The sequence below is a fragment of the Streptomyces sp. NPDC056835 genome, from assembly GCF_042789485.1.
Lineage (GTDB): Bacteria > Actinomycetota > Actinomycetes > Streptomycetales > Streptomycetaceae > Streptomyces.
In genome coordinates, this window is sequence record NZ_JBHUBB010000002.1 from 301,696 (window position 1) to 318,556 (window position 16,861).

Annotated in this window: 12 protein-coding genes; 2 read left to right on the forward strand and 10 right to left on the reverse strand. The window is 69.7% G+C overall.

Annotated elements, in window-relative coordinates; genetic code table 11:
* Positions 1–269: 269 nt before the first annotated feature.
* On the forward strand, positions 270–2,285 hold the full coding sequence (locus ACFRMN_RS03905) for a CocE/NonD family hydrolase (RefSeq protein ID WP_383012718.1): 2,016 nt from the start codon (positions 270–272) through the stop codon (positions 2,283–2,285).
* 247 nt (positions 2,286–2,532) lie between these two features.
* Positions 2,533–3,756, forward strand: a complete 1,224-nt coding sequence (gene fahA, locus ACFRMN_RS03910) for a fumarylacetoacetase (protein ID WP_383012721.1) — start codon at positions 2,533–2,535, stop codon at positions 3,754–3,756.
* A 117-nt stretch (positions 3,757–3,873) separates the two neighbouring features.
* Here fahA and nuoN read toward each other — a convergent pair whose 3' ends face one another.
* Genes nuoN through nuoE form a run of 10 tightly spaced genes read right to left on the reverse strand, consistent with a single transcriptional unit; the run spans position 3,874 to position 16,835 of the window.
* Entirely contained in the window at positions 3,874–5,526 is a 1,653-nt protein-coding gene (gene nuoN / locus ACFRMN_RS03915) for an NADH-quinone oxidoreductase subunit NuoN (RefSeq protein WP_383012724.1), read from the reverse strand.
* Positions 5,523–7,100 (reverse strand): NADH-quinone oxidoreductase subunit M, encoded by a 1,578-nt coding sequence (locus ACFRMN_RS03920; RefSeq protein WP_383012727.1) that lies wholly within the window; start codon positions 7,098–7,100, stop codon positions 5,523–5,525. The genes nuoN and ACFRMN_RS03920 overlap by 4 nt, the downstream gene beginning before the upstream one ends.
* 5 nt (positions 7,101–7,105) lie before the next feature.
* A complete protein-coding gene (gene nuoL / locus ACFRMN_RS03925) occupies positions 7,106–9,001 on the reverse strand; it encodes an NADH-quinone oxidoreductase subunit L (protein ID WP_383012730.1) in 1,896 nt (631 codons plus the stop codon).
* Positions 9,002–9,015: 14 nt separating this feature from the next.
* Positions 9,016–9,315, reverse strand: a complete 300-nt coding sequence (gene nuoK, locus ACFRMN_RS03930) for an NADH-quinone oxidoreductase subunit NuoK (RefSeq protein WP_030351371.1) — start codon at positions 9,313–9,315, stop codon at positions 9,016–9,018.
* Positions 9,312–10,166, reverse strand: coding sequence for an NADH-quinone oxidoreductase subunit J (locus tag ACFRMN_RS03935; protein WP_383013044.1), 855 nt, complete (start codon positions 10,164–10,166; stop codon positions 9,312–9,314). The genes nuoK and ACFRMN_RS03935 overlap by 4 nt, the downstream gene beginning before the upstream one ends.
* Positions 10,167–10,198: 32 nt before the next feature.
* Positions 10,199–10,804, reverse strand: coding sequence for an NADH-quinone oxidoreductase subunit NuoI (nuoI, locus tag ACFRMN_RS03940; RefSeq protein WP_383012733.1), 606 nt, complete (start codon positions 10,802–10,804; stop codon positions 10,199–10,201).
* Positions 10,797–12,197 (reverse strand): NADH-quinone oxidoreductase subunit NuoH, encoded by a 1,401-nt coding sequence (gene nuoH, locus ACFRMN_RS03945; RefSeq protein ID WP_383012736.1) that lies wholly within the window; start codon positions 12,195–12,197, stop codon positions 10,797–10,799. Before nuoH ends, nuoI begins: the two co-directional genes overlap by 8 nt.
* A complete protein-coding gene (locus ACFRMN_RS03950) occupies positions 12,194–14,737 on the reverse strand; it encodes an NADH-quinone oxidoreductase subunit G (RefSeq protein ID WP_383012739.1) in 2,544 nt (847 codons plus the stop codon). The genes nuoH and ACFRMN_RS03950 overlap by 4 nt, the downstream gene beginning before the upstream one ends.
* Complete coding sequence (nuoF, locus tag ACFRMN_RS03955) at positions 14,734–16,095, reverse strand: NADH-quinone oxidoreductase subunit NuoF (RefSeq protein WP_383012742.1); 1,362 nt, start codon at positions 16,093–16,095, stop codon at positions 14,734–14,736. The genes ACFRMN_RS03950 and nuoF overlap by 4 nt, the downstream gene beginning before the upstream one ends.
* Positions 16,095–16,835 carry an NADH-quinone oxidoreductase subunit NuoE gene (nuoE, locus tag ACFRMN_RS03960; RefSeq protein ID WP_383013047.1) on the reverse strand — a complete coding sequence of 247 codons (741 nt, stop codon included), beginning with the start codon at positions 16,833–16,835 and terminating at the stop codon, positions 16,095–16,097. Before nuoE ends, nuoF begins: the two co-directional genes overlap by 1 nt.
* Positions 16,836–16,861: the final 26 nt, after the last annotated feature.

The window sequence follows — 16,861 nt, forward strand, 5'->3', positions numbered from 1 at the left end:
TTGTCGATGTGTCGCTGTCTCCACTCAAGTCAGCCTATCCGGTCGCCTTTCGATCACCGTGGGCGCCTTCCCGGACCCGCCGGTATGTTCGGGATCAGCTGTACGACCAGGAGCAGTCGTTTTGTCCGGAACAACGACCGAACCCCGAGCGAACGGGGAGCAACCACCGCCCGGCGGTGATCACGCCTTCCGCGTCCGTCCCCCTAGACGAGTAAGTCCGAAGTCCCGTCCTGTCCGGACAGGACCTGGGTGATCGTGAGGTGACCGGTATGACCCCCGCCATCCGCACCGACTTCCCGTACGAGACGACCCACACGGACGTACGCGTCCCCCTCCCGGACGGCACCCGGCTGTACGCGCGTGTCTGGCGCCCGCTCACCGACGAGCCGGTCCCCGCGCTGCTCGAATATCTGCCGTACCGGCTGAGCGACTGGACGGCGCCGCGCGACTGGCAGCGCCACCCCTGGTACGCGGGCCACGGCTACGCGTCCGTACGGGTCGATGTGCGCGGGCACGGCAACAGCGAGGGGCTGCCGGGCGACGAGTACGACGCGACCGAGCTGGCCGACGGCGTCGAGGTGATCAACTGGCTCGCCGCACAGCCCTGGTGCACCGGCCGCGTGGGTATGTTCGGGATCTCCTGGGGCGGCTGCAACGCGCTCCGGCTCGCCGTACGCGCACCGGAGCCCTTGAAGGCGATCGTCACCGTCTGCTCGTCCGACGACCGCTACGACAACGACGTCCACTATCTGGGCGGCTCGGTGCTCGCCGTGGACATGCACGCCTGGGCGGCCACGATGCTGGCCTTCACCGCCCGGCCACCGGACCCGGTGTTCGCCGGGGATGGCTGGCGCGAGCTGTGGCTGAACCGCCTCGAAGCCGTCGATCCCCTCATCCACACCTGGCTGGCCCACCAGACCCGGGACGCGTACTGGCGGCACGACAGCGTCCGCGAGGACTACGGCGCGATCAAGGCGGCGGTCCTGGCCGTCGGCGGCTGGCACGACCCGTACCGCGACACCGTGCTGCGGCTGGTGGAGCGGCTGGATCCCGCGCGGGTACGGGGGCTGATCGGGCCCTGGTCGCACCAGTACCCGGACCGGGGGCTGCCGCCCGGACCGGCGATCGGCTTCCTCCAGGAGACCCTGCGCTGGTGGGACCAGTGGCTGAAGGGCGCGGACACGGGGATCATGGCCGAGCCGCCGCTGCGCTCCTGGATCAGCGCCTCGCACCCGCCCGCGACCGTCTATCCCGAGCTGCCGGGGCGCTGGGCCGGCGAACCCGCCTGGCCCTCGCCGAACGTCACCGTCGTCCCGTACGCCTTCCAGGGCGAGCCGGTGGTCGTCGACTCCCCGCAGCAGACGGGTCTGGACGCGGGCGGCTTCTTCCCGTTCGGCAATGACGCGGATCTGCCGCCCGACCAGCGCGACGAGGACGCGAGGTCCGCCTGCTTCGAATTCCCCGTCACCGGCGGGCTGATCGAGATCCTGGGCCGCCCGCGTGTCCGGCTGCGACTGCGGCTGGAGGTCCCCGCCGGACAGGTGATCGCCCGGCTCTGCGATGTCGCGCCGGACGGCTCGTCCACCCTCGTCACGCGCGGCGTCCTCAATCTGTCGGCCAGGGAGGGCCGGGAGCGGACCGTGCCCTGGCCCGAGGGTGCGACCGAGGACGTCACCTTCGAGCTGAACGGCATCGGGCACACCTTCCCGCCGGGACACCGCGTCCGGCTCGCGGTGTCGTCCGCGTACTGGCCGTGGATCTGGCCGCGCGCGGAGTCGGCGGGCTTCACCCTGGACCCGGCCGGCAGCTCGCTCGAACTGCCGGTCCGTACGGCCACCCCCGACACCGACGCCGTGGACCGGGCGATCTCGTTCGAGCCGGCCGAGCAGGCGGCACCGATGGGCGTGGTCCGGCCGCTGACACTGGACGAGGAGCGGCCCGAGCGGCTGGTGATCCGGGATGTGGCGCGGGGGCTGTGGCGGCTGGAGGTCGATCCGCGCCACGGCGGCACCCGCGTCTATCCGGACGGTCTCGAATGCACCGAAGACGCGCTGGAGACGTACACGATCCAGGAGAGCGACCCGCTGTCGGCCACCACCCGGTCGGACTGGCGGATCCGGCTGCACCGGCCCGATCTTGCCTGGGACACCCGGGTCGAGACCCGGTCGGAGATCAGCTGCGACGTGGCGGACTTCATCACCTCCAACGAGGTGATCTGCCACGACGGCGCCGAGGTGGTCTTCCACCGGACCTGGGAGAAGCGGATTCCGCGCACGGCGGGGTGATCCGATCCCGGAACGGGCGGCGCGGCGGGCCGACGGTATGACGGGACGGGACGGGGCGGCGCGGCGGGCCGGACGGCGGCGATCTGACGGTGGAACAGGTCCGCCGCCGGGGCTACCGCGGGTACGGTCCGCGAACTACCCGGCACACGCCACCCTTTTGGGTCAAGGCGGACTTTTTGCCACTGCCGCGGCTGGGCAACAGCGACGTAACGTGTCCTGCATCGATCCGGAAAGCGAGGCAGCACCAATGCCCGAGCAGAGCCCGCTCGAACCGGCCGAGGGAGACCCCTTCGGCCCGCACAACCTCCCGTACGGGGTCTTCTCCACCGCCGACGAGCCCGACCGCCGCCGGCTCGGGGTCCGTATCGGCGACCACGTGCTCGACGCGGGAGCGGCGGCGCACGCCCTGGGCTCCCCGTACGCCGCGCTGCTGGCCAGGCCGAGCCTCAACCCCCTGATGGCGGCGGGCCGTACGGCCTGGCGCGATGTCCGCCGGGCCCTCACCGCATGGGTCACGGTGCCCGCGCACCGCGCGGACATAGAGCCCCTTCTCCATCCGCTCGGCTCGGTCACCCTGCATCTGCCGTACGAGATCGCGGACTATGTCGACTTCTACGCGAGCGAGCACCACGCCACCAATGTGGGCCGGATCTTCCGCCCCGACGGAGACGCGCTGCCCGCCAACTGGAAGCATCTGCCGATCGGTTACCACGGCAGGGCCGGCACGATCGTCGTATCCGGTACGGATGTGACGCGCCCGTCGGGACAGCGCAAGGCGCCCTCCGACCCGGCGCCGGTCTTCGGGCCCTCCGTCAAGCTCGACATCGAGGCGGAGGTCGCCTTTGTCGTCGGGACGCCCTCGCGGCAGGGCAGTCCGGTGGAGCAGGCGTCGTTCCGTGACCATGTCTTCGGGCTGTCGCTCCTCAACGACTGGTCGGCGCGTGACATCCAGGCATGGGAGTACGTACCGCTCGGCCCGTTCCTCGGGAAGTCCTTCGCCACGTCCGTCTCGGCGTGGGTGACCCCGCTGGAGGCCCTGGACGCGGCCCGGGTGGCGCCCCCGGCCCGTACCGCCCAGCTGCTTCCCTATCTGGACGACGCGGACGACGAGGAGCCGGGCGGCTTCGACGTGCGGATCTCCGTCTCGCTCAATGGCCGGGTGATCTCGGAGCCGCCGTTCTCCACGATGTACTGGACGGCGGCCCAGCAGCTGGCCCATATGACGGTCAACGGCGCCTCGCTCCGTACGGGCGACCTCTTCGCGTCCGGCACGGTCAGCGGCGCCGGGCGCGAGCAGCGCGGCTCCCTGCTCGAACTCACCTGGAACGGCACCGAGCCCCTTGAGCTCCCTGACGGCAAGCGGACGTTCCTGGAGGACGGCGACGAGGTCACCCTGACCGCCTGGGCCCCGGGCCCGGACGGCACCCGGGTCGGCCTCGGCGAGGTCACGGGCCGGATCGTGCCCGCCTGAACCGGACTGCCCGGTACCAGCCGGACTGCCCGGCACCCGCGACGGGTGCCGGGCAGTCCGGCTGTATCCCTGGAGTCCCTGGACTCCACGGACTCCAGGGACTCCAGGGACGGCGCTCTACCGCACGAACCCGCCCGCCTGGCCCGCCAGGTCGAGGAAGTACTGCGGGGCCACGCCCAGGACCAGCGTGACCGCCACGCCGACCGCGATCGCCGTCGTGGTCAGCGCCGACGGCACCGCGACCGTCGGGCCCTCCGGCTTCGGCTCGCTGAAGAACATCAGCACGATGACCCGGATGTAGAAGAACGCGGCGATCGCCGAGGCGATCACACCGATCACGACCAGCACACCCGCGCCGCCCTCCGCCGCCGCCTTGAAGACCGCGAACTTCCCGGAGAAGCCCGAGGTCAGCGGGATACCGGCGAAGGCGAGCAGGAAGACCGCGAAGACCGCGGCCACCAGGGGTGAACGCCGCCCGAGCCCGGCCCACTTGGACAGATGCGTCGCCTCGCCGCCCGCGTCGCGCACCAGCGTGACGACCGCGAACGCGCCGATCGTGACGAAGGAGTACGCCGCCAGATAGAAGAGGACGGAGGAGATGCCCTGGCTCGTCCCCGCGATCACACCGGCCAGGATGAAGCCCGCGTGCGCGATCGAGGAGTACGCCAGGAGCCGCTTGATGTCCGTCTGGGTGATGGCGACGATCGCGCCGCCCAGCATCGTGACGATGACGACGCCCCACATCACCGGCCGCCAGTCCCAGCGCAGCCCCGGCAGCACGACATACAGCAGCCGCAGCAGCGCGCCGAAGGCCGCCACCTTGGTCGCCGCGGCCATGAAGCCGGTGACCGGTGTGGGCGCGCCCTGGTAGACGTCCGGGGTCCACATGTGGAACGGCACCGCGCCGACCTTGAAGAGCAGCCCCATCAGCACCATCGCGCCGCCGATCAGCAGCAGCGCGTCATTGCCCATGGTGTCGGCGAGGGCCGGGTTGACGTTCTGGACGGTGCCGTTGACGACCTCCGCGATCCGCGCGTACGAGACGGAGCCCGCGTATCCGTACAGCAGGGCGATCCCGAAGAGCAGGAACGCCGACGAGAAGGCGCCCAGCAGGAAGTACTTGACCGCCGCCTCCTGCGACATCAGCCGCTTGCGGCGGGCGAGGGCGCACAGGAGGTAGAGCGGGAGCGAGAAGACTTCCAGCGCGATGAAGAGCGTCAGCAGATCGTTGGCGGCCGGGAAGACCAGCATGCCCGCGACGGCGAACAGGGCCAGCGGGAACACCTCGGTGGTGGTGAACCCGGCCTTGACCGCCGCTTTCTCGGTGTCGCTGCCCGGTACGGCCGCGGCCTGCGCCACGAACGAGTCCACGCGGTTGCCGTGGGCCTCCGGGTCGAGCTTGCGCTCGGCGAAGGTGAATACGGCGACGATCGAGGCCAGCAGGATCGTGCCCTGGAGGAAGAGCGCCGGGCCGTCGACCGCGATGGCGCCCATGGCCGCGATGTGCTTCTTGGTCGTGCCGTATCCGCCGGCCGCGAGCCCGACCACCGCGGCGAAACCGGCGGCCAGGGCGACCACGGAGAGGAACAGCTGGGTGTGGTACCTGCCCCGGCGCGGGACGAACGCCTCGGCCAGGATGCCCAGGACCGCCGCGCCCAGCACGATCAGTACGGGTGACAGCTGCGCGTACTCGATGTTCGGGGCCGGGATCTTGGTGATCCCGTCGGCCGCCGTCGTTGTCCACAGGCTGTGGACGACAGTCGCACTCATGGAGCGGCCTCCACCTCGGGCTTGGGATCGGTCTGCTGTACGTCGGAGAGCGTGTGCTCCACCGCCGGGTTGACGATCTCGGTCAGCGGCTTCGGATAGACGCCCAGGAAGAGGAGCAGCGCGATCAGCGGAGTGATGACCACCAGCTCCCGGACGCGCAGATCCGGCATCGACTTGACCTCGGCCTTCACCGGCCCGGTCATCGTGCGCTGATAGAGCACGAGGACATAGAGCGCGGCGAGCACGATGCCGATGGTGGCGATGATGCCGATCACCGGATACCTGCTGAACGTGCCGACTAGGACCAGGAACTCACTCACGAACGGGGAGAGCCCCGGCAGCGAGAGCGTCGCGAGCCCGCCGATCAGGAACGTCCCCGCGAGAACCGGCGCGACCTTCTGCACCCCGCCGTAGTCCGCGATGAGCCGCGAGCCGCGCCGGGTGATCAGGAAGCCGGCCACCAGCATCAGCGCGGCCGTCGAGATCCCGTGGTTGACCATGTAGAGCGTGGCGCCCGACTGGCCCTGGCTGGTCATCGCGAAGATGCCCATGATGATGAAGCCGAAGTGGGAGATCGACGCGTACGCGATCAGCCGCTTCATGTCCCGCTGGCCGACCGCGAGCAGCGCCCCGTAGACGATGCTGATCAGCGCGAGCACCAGGATCACCGGGGTGGCCCACTTGGACGCCTCCGGGAAGAGCTGGAGGCAGAAGCGCAGCATCGCGAACGTGCCGACCTTGTCGACCACGGCGGTGATCAGTACGGCGACGGGCGCGGTGGCCTCGCCCATGGCGTTGGGCAGCCAGGTGTGCAGCGGCCACAGCGGCGCCTTCACCGCGAAGGCGAAGAAGAAACCGAGGAAGAGCCATCGCTCGGTGTCGGTCGCGATGGACAGCGAGCCGTTGGCCCGCGCCTCGGCGATCTCGGAGAGCGAGAAGCTGCCCGCGACGACATAGAGCCCGATGACGGCGGCCAGCATGATCAGGCCGCCGACCAGGTTGTAGAGGAGGAACTTGACGGCCGCGTACGAGCGTTGGGTGGCCGCCGCCTCGTCCCCGCCGCTGTGGGCGCGGTCGCCGAAGCCGCCGATGAGGAAGTACATCGGGATGAGCATGGCTTCGAAGAGGATGTAGAAGAGGAAGACGTCGGTGGCCTCGAAGGAGAGGATCACCATCGCCTCGACCATCAGGATCAGCGCGAAGAAGCCCTGGGTCGGCCGCCACCGGCGGTTCGGGTTCACCTCTTCCAGCGGGTCGGCGTCATGCCAGCCGGCCAGGATCACGAAGGGGATCAGCAGCGCGGTCAGCGCGAGGAGCGCCACCCCGATGCCGTCCACGCCCAGCTCGTAACGGACCCCGAAGTCCGAGATCCAGGCGTGCGATTCGGTGAGCTGATAGCGGGCGCCACCGGGCTCGAAGCGGACCACCACGAGGGCGGCGAGCACGAGCGTGGCGAGCGAGAAGAGCAGCGCCAGCCACTTGGCGGCGGTGCGCCGGGCGGCCGGGACGGCCGCCGTGACGATCGCGCCGACCGCGGGCAGCGCGGCCGTGGCCGTCAGGAGCGGGAACGACATGTCCGTCACACCGCCCTCATCAGCAGGGTCGCGGCGATGAGCACTGCCGTACCTCCGAACATCGAGACCGCGTAGGTGCGGGCGTAGCCGTTCTGCAGCTTGCGCAGCCGGCCGGAGAGCCCGCCGAACGACGCGGCGGTGCCGTTGACCACTCCGTCGACCAGGGTGTGGTCGACATAGACCAGCGAGCGGGTGAGGTGCTCGCCGCCGCGGACCAGGACCACATGGTTGAAGTCGTCCTGGTAGAGATCGCGGCGGGCGGCGCGGGTGAGCAGCGAGCCGCGCGGGGCGGCCACCGGCACGGGCTTGCGTCCGTACATGAACCAGGCGAGGGCGACTCCGAGGACCATGACGACCACGGTGGCGGTGGTGACGGTCGCCGCGCTGACCGGCGGGTTCCCGTGCGAATGCCCGGTGACGGGCTCCAGCCAGTGCAGGAAGCGGTCACCGATGGAGAAGAACCCGCCGGCGAAGACCGAGCCGAAGGCCAGGATGATCATGGGGATGGTCATGGGCTTCGGGGACTCGTGCGGGTGCGGCTCGTGTCCCTTTTCGTCCGGCTGCCAGCGCTTCTCGCCGAAGAACGTCAGCACCATCACGCGCGTCATGTAGAACGCGGTGATCGCGGCGCCCAGCAGCGTGACGGCGCCGAGGATCCAGCCCTCCGTACCGCCCTTGGCGAAGGCGGCCTCGATGATCTTGTCCTTGGAGAAGAAGCCGGACAGCCCGGGGAAGCCGATGATCGCCAGATAGCCGAGGCCGAACGTGACGAACGTGATCGGCATGTACTTCCGCAGGCCGCCGTACTTCCGCATGTCGACCTCGTCGTTCATGCCGTGCATGACCGAACCGGCGCCGAGGAAGAGCCCGGCCTTGAAGAAGCCGTGCGTCACCAGGTGCATGATCGCGAAGACATAGCCGATCGGGCCGAGGCCCGCCGCCAGGATCATGTAGCCGATCTGCGACATCGTCGAGCCCGCGAGGGCCTTCTTGATGTCGTCCTTCGCGCAACCGACGATCGCACCGAAGAGGAGCGTCACCGCGCCGACCACCACGACCACCAGCTGTGCGTCCGGCGCCGCGTTGAAGATCGCGCCGGAGCGGGTGATCAGATACACGCCCGCCGTCACCATCGTCGCCGCGTGGATCAGGGCCGAGACCGGGGTCGGGCCCTCCATCGCGTCACCGAGCCAGGACTGGAGCGGCACCTGGGCCGACTTGCCGCACGCGGCCAGCAGCAGCATCAGGCCGATCGCCGTCAGCTTGCCCTCCGTCGCGTCGCCCGTGGACGACAGGACGGGGCCGAAGGCGAAGGTCCCGAAGGTGGTGAACATCAGCATGATCGCGATCGACAGACCCATGTCGCCGACGCGGTTGACCAGGAACGCCTTCTTGGCGGCCGTGGCCGCGCTGGGCTTGTGCTGCCAGAACCCGATGAGCAGGTACGAGGCGAGCCCGACGCCCTCCCAGCCCATGTACAGCAGCAGGTAGTTGTCGGCGAGGACCAGCAGCAGCATCGCCGCCAGGAACAGGTTCAGATAGCCGAAGAAGCGGCGGCGCCGCTCGTCGTGCTCCATGTACCCGATCGAGTAGATATGGATGAGCGTGCCCACACCGGTGATCAGCAGGACGAAGGTCATCGACAGCTGGTCGAGCTGGAAGGCGACGTCCGCCTGGAACCCCTCGACGGGGATCCAGCTGAACAGATGCTGGTGCAGGGAGCGGCCTTCGCCGCTCTTGCCGAGCATGTCGCTGAAGAGCACGACACCGATCACGAAGGACGCGGCGGCCAGCAGTGTGCCGAGCCAGTGGCCCACGCGGTCGAGCCGACGCCCACCGCACAGCAGGACCGCCGCTCCGAGCAGAGGCGCCGCGATGAGCAGCGCAATCAAGTTCTCCACGATTCAGCGACCCCTCAGAGCTTCATCAGGCTGGCGTCGTCGACCGAGGCCGAGTGGCGGGAACGGAACAGCGACACGATGATCGCGAGCCCGACCACGACCTCCGCGGCGGCGACGACCATCGTGAAGAAGGCGATGATCTGGCCGTCGAGATTGCCGTGCATACGGGAGAAGGCGACGAACGCGAGGTTGCAGGCGTTCAGCATCAGCTCGATACACATGAACACCACGATCGCGTTCCGCCGGATCAGCACCCCGGCCGCGCCGATGGTGAACAGCAGCGAGGCGAGATAGAGGTAGTTGACCGGATTCATCGCTTGACCTCCTCATCCTCGCGGCCCAGCCGCTCCGACGACCGCCGCTCCAGCGCCTTGAGGTCCTCGATGGCCTCGTTCGACACATCGCGGATCTGTCCGCGGTCCTTCAGGGTCTTGTTGACCGTCAGGTCGGACGGGGTGCCATCGGGCAGCAGACCCGCGATGTCCACCGCGTTGTGCCGGGCGTAGACACCGGGGGCGGGCAGCGGGGGCAGTTGCGTGCCCTTGCGTACGCGCTCCTCGGCCAGCTCCCGCTGGGTCTTGGCCCGTTCGGTCCGCTCCCGGTGCGTGAGCACCATCGCGCCGACCGACGCGGTGATCAGCAGTGCGCCGGTGATCTCGAAGGCGAAGACGTACCGCGTGAAGATCAGCGCGGCCAGTCCCTCGACATTGCCGCCGGCGTTGGCCTGGCCGAGTCCGGTGAAGGAGTTCAGCGAGGCGTTGCCGATCCCGGCGATGAGCAGGACTCCGAAGCCCAGCCCGCAGGCGGCCGCCCACCAACGCTGGCCCTTCAGCGTCTCCTTGAGGGAGTCGGCCGCGGTGACACCGACGAGCATGACCACGAAGAGGAACAGCATCATGATCGCGCCGGTGTAGACGACGATCTGCACCACGCCCAGGAAATACGCCCCGTTGGCGAGATAGAAGACCGCCAGGACGATCATCGTGGCGGCCAGGCACAGCGCGCTGTGCACGGCCTTCTTCATCAGGATCGTGCAGAGCGCGCCGATCACGGCGACGGTGCCGAGGATCCAGAACTGGACGGCCTCACCGGTCGAGGTCGTCGTGGCGGCCGAGGTGAGGGAAGAAGCGGAGGTGAAGGAGGAGGTGAAGGAGGAAACAGGCATGACGGACGCGAGGGACGACGCGGCGAGCAGGCTCATGCACCGACCTCCTCGTCCGTCGGCTTCTCGCCCTTGCTCACCGCGACCTGCCGGACCGTACCCGGCGCGGCCTCGGTGACCAGCCCCCGGTAGTAGTCCTGTTCGTCGGTGCCCGGGAAGATCGAGTGCGGCGTCTCGACCATGCCTTCCTGAAGGCCCGCGAGAAGCTGCTCCTTCGTATAGATCAGGTTCTCGCGGGAGCTGTCGGCCAGCTCGAAGTCATTGGTCATCGTGAGCGCCCTGGTCGGGCAGGCCTCGATACACAGACCGCACAGGATGCAGCGCGCGTAGTTGATCTGGTAGACGCGGCCGTAGCGCTCCCCCGGGGAGTAGCGCTCCTCGTCCGTGTTGTCCGCGCCCTCCACATAGATCGCGTCCGCCGGGCACGCCCAGGCGCACAACTCGCAGCCGATGCACTTCTCCAGCCCGTCCGGATGCCGGTTCAGCTGATGCCGGCCGTGGAAGCGCGGCGCCGTCTCCTTCTGCTGTTCCGGGTACTGCTCGGTCAGCCGCTTCTTGAACATGGCCTTGAAGGTCACGCCGAAGCCGGCCACCGGATTCCGGGGGGGACGCGGGATGTCCCCCGGCGAAGATTCAGACACTGTCAGCCTCCTTTCCGTCACTCTCGGTACCGTCACTCACAGTATTGACCCCACCACTGACAATCAGCTCGCGGTCACGTCGTGGCCGCCTGCGCGGTACGGGCGGCAACTCCTGTCCGGGCAGCGGCGGTACGGGGAATCCGCCCGCCATCGGGTCGAAGGCCGGGGGCTCCGGTTCGTTCGCCGCCGCGGCCTTCTCCTTCCTGTCGCGGAAGATGTCCACGACGAAGGAGAGCAGCAGGATCGTGATGACCGCCCCGAGGACGTACAGCACGATCGACTGGAAGCCGTAGTTCTCGTTGCGCAGGGCCCGTACGGTCGCGACGACCATCAGCCAGACCACCGAGACCGGGATCAGGACCTTCCAGCCGAGCTTCATCAGCTGGTCGTAGCGCACACGCGGCAGCGTGCCGCGCAGCCAGATGAAGAAGAACAGCAGCAGCTGGACCTTGACGACGAACCAGAGCAGCGGCCACCAGCCGTGGTTCGCGCCCTCCCAGAAGGTGGAGATCGGCCACGGGGCGCGCCAGCCGCCGAGGAAGAGCGTGGTCGCGACGGCCGAGACGGTGACCATGTTGATGTACTCGGCGAGCATGAACATCGCGAACTTGATCGAGGAGTACTCGGTGTTGAAGCCGCCGACGAGGTCGCCCTCGGACTCCGGCATGTCGAAGGGGGCGCGGTTGGTCTCGCCCACCATCGTGACGATGTAGATGATGAAGGAGACCGGCAGCAGGATGATGTACCAGCGGTCGGCCTGGGCCTCGACGATCGCCGAGGTCGACATCGACCCCGAGTAGAGGAACACCGACGCGAACGCGGCGCCCATGGCGATCTCGTACGAGATCATCTGCGCGCACGAGCGCAACCCGCCGAGCAGCGGATACGTCGATCCCGAGGACCAGCCCGCGAGGACGATGCCGTAGATCCCGACCGAGGCGACCGCGAGGATGTAGAGCATCGCGATCGGCAGGTCGGTCAGCTGCATCGTGGTGCGGTGGCCGAAGATCGAGACCTCGTTGCCGGCCGGTCCGAACGGGATCACGGCGATCGCCATGAACGCCGGCACCGCCGCGATGATCGGCGCGAGGACATAGACCACCTTGTCCGCGCGCTTGACGATGATGTCTTCCTTGAACATCAGCTTGGCGCCGTCGGCGAGCGACTGGAGCATGCCCCAGGGGCCGTGCCGGTTGGGACCGATGCGCAGCTGCATCCAGGCGACGACCTTGCGCTCCCACACGATGGCGAAGAGCACGGTCAGCAGCAGGAACGCGAAGCAGAACACCGCCTTGACGACCACGAGCCACCACGGGTCGCGGCCGAACATCGACAGGTCCTCGGCGGCGAGAACGGTCCCCGGGGCCGTCGCGAGTTGGGCGAGGGCGGTCATGCGCGCACCTCCGGTGCTTCCGTGGCCGCGTCGCGGGGCTCGGCCGGGCCGATACGGACGAGCGTGCCGGGCCGGGAGCCGGTGTCCGCGAGGACCCCGCCGCCCGTCGAGTTGAACGGCAGCCAGACCACCCGGTCCGGCATCTCCGTGACCTGGAGCGGGAGCGTGACCGTGCCCGAAGGGCCGGTGACGGACAGCTCGTCGCCGTTCTTGACGCCGGTCTCGGCGGCCGTCGTGGCGGAGAGCCGGGCGACCGCCGCGTGCCGGGTGCCGGCCAGCGCGTCGTCGCCCTGCTGGAGAAGGCCGAGGTCGAGCAGGAGCCGGTGGCCCGCGAGGACGGCTTCGCCCTCGCCGGGCCTGGGCACCGGACGGGACGTTTCCAGCGGCTCGGTGGCGCGCGGTCCCTCCCAGCGGCCGAGCCGGTCCAGCTCGGTGCGTACGGCCCTCAGGTCCGGCAGTCCGAAGTCGCCGAGCCCGTCGGCGTCCGAGGTGGCGGCGAGCGTGTCGGCCAGCATGTGCAGCACGCGCGCGTCGGTCGGTGCCAGCCGCCGGGTCATCTGCTCCGGCTTCAGCGCGGCCTCGAACAGCCGCGCCCTGCCTTCCCAGTTGAGGAACGTGCCGGACTTCTCCGCGACGGCGGCCACCGGGAAGACCACATCGGCCCGCTCGGTGACCTCGCTGGGCCGCAGCTCCAGCGAGACGAGGAAGCCGACGGCGTCCAGCGCGGCCCGCGCGCCCGCCGGGTCCGGCAGATCCGCGACCTCGACACCCGCGACGACCAGGGCGGTCAGCTCGCCGGTGGCGGCGGCCTCGATGATCCGGCCGGTGTCGCGGCCGTACTGGCGCGGCAGTTCGGGTACGCCCCAGACCGCCGCGGTCTCCTCACGGGCCCGCGGGTCGGTGGCGGGACGGCCGCCGGGCAGCAGCGACGGGAGCGCGCCCGCCTCCACCGCGCCGCGCTCACCGGCCCGCCTGGGGATCCACACCAGCTTCGCGCCGGTCGCGGTGGCGGCCCGCGCGGCGGCGGTGAGCCCGCCCGGTACGGCCGCCAGCCGCTCGCCGACGACGATCACGGCGCCCGGCTCGCGCAGCGCCTGGGAGGCCCGTTCACCGTCCCCTTCGAGTCCGGCGCTGACCGGGTTGGCCGCCAGCGCGTCCAGCCACTCGGTCTCGGTGCCCGGCGCGGCCGGCAGCAGCGTGCCGCCTGCCTTCTCCAGGCCGCGGGTGGCGTAGGTGGCGAGCGAGAATGTGCGCTGGCCGTGGTTGCGGTGCGCCTTGCGCAGCCGCAGGAAGACGCCGGGCGCCTCCTCCTCGGACTCGAAGCCCGCGAGCAGCACGGCCGGAGCCTTCTCCAGCGTGGTGTACGTGAGCCCCGTACCGTCCAGGTCACGGCCGTGGCCCGCGACATGGGCGGCCAGGAAGTCGGCTTCCTCGGTGCTGTGCACGCGCGCGCGGAAGTCGATGTCGTTCGTGTCGAGGACGACCCGGGCGAACTTGGCGTAGGCGTAGGCGTCCTCAACGGTGAGCCGGCCGCCCGCGAGGACCCCCGCCCGGCCGCGCGCGGCGCTCAGCCCGCGGGCCGCGGCCTCCAGCGCCTCGGGCCAGCTCGCCGGTTCGAGGACGCCGTCCTCGTTGCGTACGAGCGGGGTGGTGAGCCGGTCGGGCTTCTGCGCGTAGCGGAAGCCGAACCGCCCCTTGTCGCACAGCCACTCCTCGTTGACCTCGGGGTCGTTGGCGGCCAGCCGCCGCATGACCTTGCCGCGCCGGTGATCGGTGCGGGTGGCACAGCCGCCCGCGCAGTGCTCGCAGACGCTCGGCGAGGACACCAGGTCGAAGGGGCGGGAGCGGAAGCGGTACGCGGCCGAGGTCAGCGCCCCGACCGGGCAGATCTGGATGGTGTTGCCGGAGAAGTACGACTCGAACGGGTCGCCCTCGCCGGTGCCGACCTGCTGGAGCGCGCCCCGCTCGATCAGCTCGATCATCGGGTCGCCCGCGATCTGGTTGGAGAACCGCGTACAGCGCGCGCACAGCACACACCGCTCACGGTCGAGCAGCACCTGTGTGGAGATCGGGACGGGCTTCTGGAACGTGCGCTTCTTGCCCTCGAAGCGGGTGTCCGGTTCGCCGACCTGCATGGCCTGGTTCTGGAGCGGGCACTCGCCGCCCTTGTCGCAGACCGGGCAGTCCAGCGGGTGGTTGATGAGCAGCAGCTCCATCACCCCGCGCTGGGCCTTCTCGGCGACCGGGGAGGTCAGCTGCGACTTGACGACCATGCCGTCGGTGCAGGTGATGGTGCAGGAGGCCATCGGCTTGCGCTGGCCCTCCACCTCGACGATGCACTGGCGGCAGGCGCCTGCCGGGTCGAGGAGCGGATGGTCGCAGAAGCGCGGGATCTCGATGCCGAGGAGTTCGGCGGCGCGGATGACCAGGGTCCCCTTGGGGACGGAGATCTCGATGCCGTCGATGGTCAGCGAGACAAGGTCCTCGGGCGGGACCGCCGGCTCGCCGCCGCCGGAGGGAGCGCTCGTCGTCACGGTCATGCGTTCACCTCCAGGTGCGGGTTCCGGTCTGCCCAGACGGCGGACTTCGCGGGGTCGAAGGGGCAGCCCTTGCCGGTGATGTGCTGCTCGTACTCCTCGCGGAAGTACTTCAGCGAGGAGAAGATCGGGGACGCGGCGCCGTCGCCGAGCGCGCAGAAGGACTTGCCGTTGATGTTGTCGGCGATGTCGTTGAGCTTGTCGAGATCGGACAGCTGTCCCTTGCCGTCCTCGATGTCGCGGAGCAACTGCACCAGCCAGTACGTGCCTTCGCGGCACGGCGTGCACTTGCCGCAGGACTCATGGGCGTAGAACTCGGTCCAGCGGGTGACGGCCCGGACGACGCAGGTGGTCTCGTCGAAGCACTGGAGCGCCTTCGTGCCGAGCATGGAGCCGGCGGCGCCCACCCCCTCGTAGTCCAGCGGGACATCGAGGTGCTCGTCGGTGAACATCGGGGTCGAAGAGCCGCCCGGTGTCCAGAACTTGAGCCGGTGGCCCGCCCGCATGCCGCCGCTCATGTCGAGCAGCTGGCGCAGGGTGACGCCGAGCGGGGCCTCGTACTGGCCCGGGGTGGTGACATGGCCGCTGAGCGAGTAGAGCGTGAAGCCCGGGGACTTCTCGCTGCCCATCGACTTGAACCAGTCCTTGCCGCGGTTGAGGATCGCGGGAACGGACGCGATGGACTCGACGTTGTTCACCACAGTGGGGCAGGCGTAGAGGCCCGCCACCGCCGGGAAGGGAGGACGCAGCCGGGGCTGTCCGCGACGGCCCTCCAGGGAGTCGAGCAGCGCGGTCTCCTCACCGCAGATGTACGCGCCCGCGCCCGCGTGCACGATGACATCGAGATCGAGCCCGCTGCCCAGGATGTTCTTGCCGAGATACCCCGCCGCGTAGGCCTCGCGCACCGCTTCGTGCACCCTGCGCAGTACGGGGACGACCTCGCCGCGCAGATAGATGAACGCGTGCTGCGAGCGGATCGCGTAGCAGGCGATCACGATCCCCTCGATGAGGGAGTGCGGATTGGCGAAGAGAAGCGGGATGTCCTTGCAGGTGCCCGGCTCCGACTCGTCCGCGTTGACGACGAGATAGTGCGGCTTGCCGTCGCCCTGCGGGATGAACTGCCACTTCATCCCGGTGGGGAAGCCCGCGCCGCCGCGGCCGCGCAGGCCCGAGTCCTTGACGTACGCGATGACGTCGTCGGGCGGCATCGCGAGGGCCTTCTTCAGCCCCTCGTACCCTTCGTGCCGCTCGTAGGTCTCCAGCGTCCAGGACTCCGGCTGGTCCCAGAAGGCGGACAGGACGGGCGCGAGGATCTTCTCGGGGCTGGTCCCGTTCTCGTTGAGCGCGGCGGCCATCGTCATCACTCCCCCTCCTCGGCTGCGCCCGGCTGCGATTCGTTCTGCGGATGCGCGCCGTCCCGGGGCCGTACCACCCGCTGGGGTGCCTCGCCCTTGGCGAGCCGCAGGCCGGCCAGCGACGCGGGTCCGGCGCCGCCGGTGGCCTCGACGGCGCCGGGGCGCTCGTCGGGGAAGCCGGCGAGGATGCGCGCGGTCTCCTTGTACGTGCACAGGGGGGCGCCGCGGGTGGGCTGGACGGTCTGCCCCTCGCGCAGGTCGTCGACGAGCCGCTTGGCGCTGTCCGGCGTCTGGTTGTCGAAGAACTCCCAGTTCACCATCACGACGGGCGCGAAGTCGCAGGCCGCGTTGCACTCGATGTGTTCGAGGGTGACCTTGCCGTCCTCGGTCGTCTCGTTGTTGCCGACGCCCAGGTGCTCCTTGAGCTCGTCGAAGATGGCGTCGCCGCCCATCACCGCGCAGAGCGTGTTGGTGCAGACGCCGACCTGGTAGTCGCCGCCCGGCTTGCGGCGGTACATGGAGTAGAAGGTCGCGACGGCCGTGACCTCGGCGGTGGTCAGTTCGAGCAGTTCCGCGCAGAAGGCCATCCCCGTACGGGAGACGAACCCCTCCTCGGACTGCACGAGGTGCAGCAGGGGGAGCAGCGCGGACCGGGAGCCGGGGTAGCGGCCGATGATCTCCTTGGCGTCCGCTGCCAGCCTGGCGCGTACATCGGCCGGGTAGTCGGGAGCGGGGAGCTGTGGCATCCCCAGGCTCACCTCTGCGTTGGGCG

Bases quoted from the DNA above. Each gene is read 5' to 3' on its own strand.
- ACFRMN_RS03905 (WP_383012718.1), top strand. From the start codon at position 270: ATGACCCCCGCCATCCGCACCGACTTCCCGTACGAGACGACCCACACG.
- fahA (WP_383012721.1), top strand. From the start codon at position 2,533: ATGCCCGAGCAGAGCCCGCTCGAACCGGCCGAGGGAGACCCCTTCGGC.
- nuoN (WP_383012724.1), bottom strand. From the start codon at position 5,526: ATGAGTGCGACTGTCGTCCACAGCCTGTGGACAACGACGGCGGCCGAC.
- ACFRMN_RS03920 (WP_383012727.1), bottom strand. From the start codon at position 7,100: ATGTCGTTCCCGCTCCTGACGGCCACGGCCGCGCTGCCCGCGGTCGGC.
- nuoK (WP_030351371.1), bottom strand. From the start codon at position 9,315: ATGAATCCGGTCAACTACCTCTATCTCGCCTCGCTGCTGTTCACCATC.
- ACFRMN_RS03935 (WP_383013044.1), bottom strand. From the start codon at position 10,166: ATGCCTGTTTCCTCCTTCACCTCCTCCTTCACCTCCGCTTCTTCCCTC.
- nuoH (WP_383012736.1), bottom strand. From the start codon at position 12,197: ATGACCGCCCTCGCCCAACTCGCGACGGCCCCGGGGACCGTTCTCGCC.
- ACFRMN_RS03950 (WP_383012739.1), bottom strand. From the start codon at position 14,737: ATGACCGTGACGACGAGCGCTCCCTCCGGCGGCGGCGAGCCGGCGGTC.
- nuoF (WP_383012742.1), bottom strand. From the start codon at position 16,095: ATGACGATGGCCGCCGCGCTCAACGAGAACGGGACCAGCCCCGAGAAG.
- nuoE (WP_383013047.1), bottom strand. From the start codon at position 16,835: ATGCCACAGCTCCCCGCTCCCGACTACCCGGCCGATGTACGCGCCAGG.